This window comes from Kitasatospora sp. NPDC057512 (assembly GCF_042802135.1).
Taxonomy (GTDB): domain Bacteria; phylum Actinomycetota; class Actinomycetes; order Streptomycetales; family Streptomycetaceae; genus Kitasatospora.
This window is the reverse complement of the sequence record NZ_JBHVET010000764.1, coordinates 1-3,887: the sequence shown is the minus strand read 5'-3', so window position 1 is coordinate 3,887 and position 3,887 is coordinate 1. Positions and strand designations below refer to the sequence as shown.

The 3,887-nt window shown below is 74.1% G+C and carries 2 protein-coding genes and 1 pseudogene; 1 reads left to right on the top strand and 2 read right to left on the bottom strand.

The genetic code is table 11. The features are described 5' to 3' along the window. Both ACFU6K_RS33355 and mce read right to left on the bottom strand, forming a co-directional pair. Positions 1-1,428: pseudogene (locus ACFU6K_RS33355) on the bottom strand (hypothetical protein); the annotation flags it as partial. 509 nt (positions 1,429-1,937) lie between these two features. Further along, positions 1,938-2,378, bottom strand: a complete 441-nt coding sequence (gene mce, locus ACFU6K_RS33350) for a methylmalonyl-CoA epimerase (protein ID WP_380669461.1) — start codon at positions 2,376-2,378, stop codon at positions 1,938-1,940. A gap of 280 nt (positions 2,379-2,658) precedes the next feature. Between mce and ACFU6K_RS33345 the strand changes: the two genes are divergently transcribed. Continuing rightward, entirely contained in the window at positions 2,659-3,852 is a 1,194-nt protein-coding gene (locus ACFU6K_RS33345; RefSeq protein ID WP_380669459.1) for an acetyl-CoA C-acetyltransferase, read from the top strand. The last annotated feature ends 35 nt before the right edge of the window (positions 3,853-3,887 follow it).

Here is a 3,887-nt window from a genome sequence, read left to right as displayed (position 1 = left end):
GTCCTGGTCGGCCCGGCCGAGCACCTCCTCGGCGGTCTTGGCGGCCTTGGCGAGGTGGACGGTGGCGTCCTTGGCGCCGGCCGCCCGGCCCGCCTCCTCGGCCTCGCCGCGCAGCCGCTGGGCGTCGGCCTCGGCGTGCGCGCGCAGCTCGGCGACGTCCCGCTCGGCCAGGGCGCGGAGTTCGGCGATCGCCGCCTCGGCCTCGGCCTTCAGCTCGGCGGCCACCGACTCGGCGGTGGCCCGCAGCCGCTCGCTCTCCTCGGCGGCGGCGGCCCGGGCGGCGTCGGCCTCGGCCTGCTTGGTGGCGGCCTCGGTGCGGACGCTCTCGGCCTCGGCACGGATCGCCGAGGCCTCCTTGGTGGCCTGGGCGACCATCCGGGCCACCTCGGCCCGGGCGGTCTGCGAGCGCTGTTCGTTGGCGGCCTCGCCGTCGGCGACCCTGCGCTCGGCGGCGGCCTCGGCGTCGGCCTGGAGCTGCTCGGCGGCCTGCTCGGCCTGGGCGCGCAGCTCGGAGGCCTCGCGGCGGGTGCGCTCCGCCTCGGCGATCGCCTCGGCGCGCAGCCGCTCTATCTCGGCCTTGGCGGCGGCGAGCTGCTGCTCGGCCCGGGCCTGCTCGGCGGCGGCCTGCGCCTTGAGCCGGCCGATCTCGGCCTGGGCGGCGACCAGCTGGCCCTCGGCGGCGGCGTGCGCGGCGGCCAGCTGCTGCTGGGCCTCGCCCCGGGCGGCGTCCACGTCGGCGGCGGCCTGGGCGCCGGCCTGCTGGGCCTGCTCGGAGGCGGCGCGCAGCAGGCGCTCGGCGTCGTTCTGGGCCCGCTGCAGGGCGGCCTCGGCGGCGGCCTGGGCCTCGCCGCGGGCGGCGTCCACGTCGGCGGCGGTCTGGGCGCGGGCGTGGTCGGAGAGGGCGACGGCCTCCGCGCGGGCGGCGGCGACCATCCGCTCGGCCTCGGCGCGGGCGTCCTGGAGCAGCCGCTGGGCCTCCTGCTCGGAGCCGGCCCGGGTCTGCTCGGCCCAGCCGTTGACGTGCTGCTCGGCGGAGCGGCGCAGCTCGGCGAGCTCGTCCTCCAGCTGGCGGCGACGGGCGGCGAGGTCGGCCTCCAGCCGGGCGGTGCGCTCGGCGGCCTCGGCCATGATCCGCTGGGTGGCGGCCTGGGAGTCGCGCAGCTGGCGCTCGGCGTCGGCGCGCAGCTGCTGGGCCTGCATCTCGGCGGTGCGGAGCATCTGCTCGGCCTGGCCGGAGACGGCGTCGAAGGCGCGCGGCTGGGCGAGCATCCGGCGGGACTCGTGCAGTTTCGCCCGCAGGACCTCCACCTGGTAGGCGAGGTCTTCGGCATGCTCGACTGCCTTGTCGCGCTCCTTCCGAGTCCGACCCATCTCGGCCTCGAACTGGGAGAGGTGATCGTCAGCCTCGTAGCGGTCGTTGCCCCGCACTCCGCGGTCCCATCCATCTCCTGGTCGCGTCCTCGACCCGGCCGGTTCCGGGCTCCGGTATCCCGGGCGCCGGTCCGACTGGTCCTTGCATCCGCAGCCGGTGGACGGTCCCCCGTCATGCCGGGGCCGCCCGCCGCGGTCGTCGGAATCCGGGGCGCGGGAGCGCGGGGGTGCCGCGTTCCCCCGTCCGAGTGGACTCCTGGGCGAACTCTTGCCTTGTGGAGAATGGTGACAGATCCGTCTTGCGACTGTTCAGCCGTGCCCGCGTAATGGACTCCCCTTGCGACGGGCCGACCGCCGGAGGGCGGACAGGCCTGTCTTCGGCCGTGCCCGTCGCCTCCGTCCCCCGGAGCCTTCGCGCACCTGGGCATTGTAGTGGGAGCGCACTGCGGGGGAATGGCCGCAGGGGTGTTTTCCGGCTCTTCCCGCCAGGTTACTGACGGGTCATGACCGACGGACCGTCGGCTGCCCCCGGGGCGCCGCGTGCCCGGGGGCGGGCCGGGAGGGGATCAGTGCTCGTCGTGGCCCTGCTGCGCGGAGGTGACCAGCTCGGTCAGCACGCCGCCGCAGTCCTTGGGGTGCAGGAAGGTGATCCGCGAGCCCATCGAGCCGATCCGCGGCTGCTCGTAGAGGACCCGGACGCCCTTGTCCCGGATGGCCTCGGAGTCGCCGTCCACGTCGGCGGTGCCGAAGGCGATGTGGTGCACGCCCTCGCCGTTCTTCTCCAGCCACTTGGCCACGGTGGAGTCGGGCCGGGTGGGCTCCAGCAGTTGGAGGTACGAGGCGCCGCCGTCGTCGGTGCCGTTGATCCGGAGCATGGCCTCGCGGACGCCCTGCTCCTCGTTGACCTCGGAGTGGAAGACCTCGAAACCGTAGGTGGCGCGGTAGAACTCGACCGTCTTGTCGAGGTCTCGGCAGGCGATGCCGATGTGGTCGATGCGGGTCAGCACGACGGCCTCCGGGAGGTGGGGAGAAGGTGGTGGGGCTAAAGGTGCACCCAGTGCAGCGCATGGCCCGCGACGGACGCCAGTGCCGGGCGTGCGAGCCTGCTCACACGGCGGGTCACCCGGCGGGCGGCCCGCGGGCGGTTCACCCGGAGCGGGTCGGCACGGTGTTGACTGGAGGGTGCCAGTGCGCTCGATCACACCGTCGCTCCGGTGACGGGCGGGTAACAGGTCAGTACATTGAGCGCATCCTCACCTGGCCACGACGTGCGAAGGGGCCCGTCCCATGACCAACACCACCTCTGTGATCGTTGCCGGTGCGCGGACCCCGATGGGCCGCCTGCTGGGTTCCCTCAAGGGCTTCTCCGGCGCCGACCTCGGCGCCGTCGCGATCAAGGCGGCCCTGGAGCGGGCCGGGATCACCGGCGAGCAGGTCCAGTACGTGATCATGGGCCAGGTGCTCCAGGCCGGCGCCGGCCAGATCCCGGCCCGCCAGGCCGCCGTCAAGGCCGGCATCCCGATGAACGTCCCGGCGCTGACCGTCAACAAGGTCTGCCTCTCCGGCCTCGACGCCATCGCGCTCGCCGACCAGCTGATCCGGGCCGGCGAGTTCGACATCGTGGTGGCCGGCGGCCAGGAGTCGATGACCAACGCCCCGCACCTGCTGCCGAAGTCCCGCGAGGGCTTCAAGTACGGCGCGATCGCGATGCTCGACGCGATGGCCCACGACGGCCTCACCGACGCCTACGAGAACATCCCGATGGGCGAGTCCACCGAGAAGCACAACACCCGCCTGGGCATCCCGCGCGAGGTGCAGGACGAGATCGCCGCCGCCTCCCACCAGCGGGCCGCCAAGGCGCAGGCCGACGGGGTCTTCGACGCCGAGATCGTCCCGGTCGCCATCCCGCAGCGCAAGGGCGAGCCGGTGCTGTTCAGCCAGGACGAGGGCATCCGCGCGGACACCACCGTCGAGGGCCTGGCCAAGCTGCGCCCGGCCTTCACCAAGGACGGCACGATCACCGCCGGCACCTCCTCGCAGATCTCCGACGGCGCCGCCGCCGTGGTCGTGATGAGCAAGGCCAAGGCCGAGGAGCTGGGCCTGACCTGGATCGCCGAGATCGGCGCGCACGGCAACGTGGCGGGCCCGGACAACTCGCTCCAGTCGCAGCCGTCCAACGCGATCAGGCACGCGCTCTCCAAGGAGGGCCTGGAGGTCGCCGACCTCGACCTGATCGAGATCAACGAGGCGTTCGCGGCCGTCGCCCACCAGTCCATGAAGGACCTGGGCGTCTCCTCGGACATCGTCAACGTCAACGGCGGCGCCATCGCGCTCGGCCACCCGATCGGGATGTCCGGCGCCCGCGTGGTGCTGTCCCTGGCGCTGGAGCTGCAGCGCCGTGGCGGCGGGGTCGGCGCGGCCGCGCTGTGCGGCGGCGGCGGCCAGGGCGACGCGCTGATCGTGCGCGTCCCGAAGGCCTGACCGGCTCCGACTTCGGGGCTGCGGACCGCCGGTGG

Excerpts from the sequence above, each read along its gene's own strand:
- ACFU6K_RS33345 (WP_380669459.1), top strand. The coding sequence starts at position 2,659 with ATGACCAACACCACCTCTGTGATCGTTGCCGGTGCGCGGACCCCGATG.